We start from the raw sequence: 1,524 nt of genomic DNA on the forward strand, positions 1-1,524 counted from the left end.
ATGAAGCCGGCCGCGCCCGACAGGATCGCGCCGACGGCGAAGCCGACCGCGACCAGGATTCCGAGGAAATAGGCAACGAGCACGAAGATGACGATGCCGACGAGACCGATCGTCGTGTACTGGCGCCGCAGATAGGCTTGCGCGCCCTCGGCGACTGCGCCTGCAATTTCCTGCATGCGCGGTGACCCCGCATCAGCCTTCAACACCGACGACGTCGCCCAGATCGCGTAAACGATGGAAAGTACTCCGCAGAGCACAATCAACCACAATGCTGTCATGTGAATTTTGCCTCAGATCCTTGATGTACCCCCGACGCCTTATATTTCCCGCTGTGACGGATCGGCGCCTTAAAACAGGACCACCCCTGCCCAAAAGGGGTGACCCTAAATCGGCGGGGACCTTGCCAAAATCGCAATGCCCGTGCAACGCCGGAAGCACGGAAATCGTCGATTTCGGCAGGTATTTAGGTCGTAGGCGTCCTGTCGGCGGAAATTGCGTCAGGCCGCTATGGGACGGCCGCCGGCGCTATAGTTCCGGGTCTTCGGCTCAAGCCGCCGGACGCACCTGGTGACGGGACGTGGAGGCGATCTCAAAGGTCTGCCCGTCGGGAGTCGTCCGTGTGGTCGAGATCTTGACCTCGTAGACGCCGCCATTGGGACCGGGCTCGTGCCGCAGCGAGACCGTCTGGTCGTGCTGTAGGGCTCCGATCGGGAGATCCTGGTCCGGCAGCACGAGCGTCGCCAATTCGTTGACGAAGACGATGACGTACCAGCCCTTCGGCAGGTTGTTCCGCGACCATTGCCGCAGGTGACCGTAATAGGGTTGCCGCTGCCAGGCCGATGGCAGGCCCGGATCGACCCGGACCATGATGTTTTCCGTCTTCGGATGGATGGTGACGACCATCTTGGCCTGATCCGGCTTCCACTGCGGCGGCATCTCCGCATCGGTCCGCCACAGGCAGTTGAACTCGGCGCATTGGCGCGGAAGGTTGTCGTGGATCGTGCAGCCCCGCCCGGGCTTGCACTTCGCGCACCATTTGCCCGCGACCTTGTTGATCTCGGCGACGTCGTAGACCTTGCAGCACAACGTGCAGCTTCCGCATTCCCGGCCGGGAACAACGGTCGCGAGGGGGCGGGCCGCGATGGAATCAGCCGTCGACATCCGAATCGAATCCGTCAGTTTCGATTGCCAATAGTACCCGACATCGGAAAAAGGCCAGAGGGATCGATGTCGCGCCTTGGCGTGTGGCGGCGGTCAGAAGTGGCTGTAGGACAGCCGCGACAGGACGATCTCGGCACCTTGCGCATCGATGAAGCGCGGCCGTTCGAGTCCGGCAACGATCTTGCCGATTTCCGCGATGGGAACTCCCACCCGACCGGCCGCCTCGACCAGCGCCGCGCAGTGCGTCTCCGGAACGGTGCACAGGATCTCGTAATCGTCGCCGCCCGCCACGAGTTTTTCGATGGCAACGGAGGCACGCACGGCTGCTGACGAGATCGGGACGCGCGCGATCTCGATCGCGGC

The 1,524-nt window shown here is 62.9% G+C and carries 2 protein-coding genes and 1 pseudogene; all 3 read right to left on the reverse strand.

Features of this window, described 5'->3' with window-relative positions; all coding sequences use genetic code 11:
* On the reverse strand, positions 1 to 278 hold a 278-nt coding region (locus C2U70_RS30400), incomplete at its 3' end, for a sodium/proton-translocating pyrophosphatase (protein ID WP_186294568.1).
* 268 nt (positions 279 to 546) lie between these two features.
* Positions 547 to 1,161, reverse strand: a complete 615-nt coding sequence (locus C2U70_RS30405; RefSeq protein ID WP_140982320.1) for a hypothetical protein — start codon at positions 1,159 to 1,161, stop codon at positions 547 to 549.
* Between the two features lie 93 nt (positions 1,162 to 1,254).
* Positions 1,255 to 1,524 (reverse strand): annotated as a pseudogene (locus C2U70_RS33275) (thiamine-phosphate kinase); the annotation flags it as partial.

This window comes from Bradyrhizobium guangdongense, assembly GCF_006483445.1.
In the GTDB taxonomy this organism is placed as follows: domain Bacteria; phylum Pseudomonadota; class Alphaproteobacteria; order Rhizobiales; family Xanthobacteraceae; genus Bradyrhizobium; species Bradyrhizobium guangdongense_A.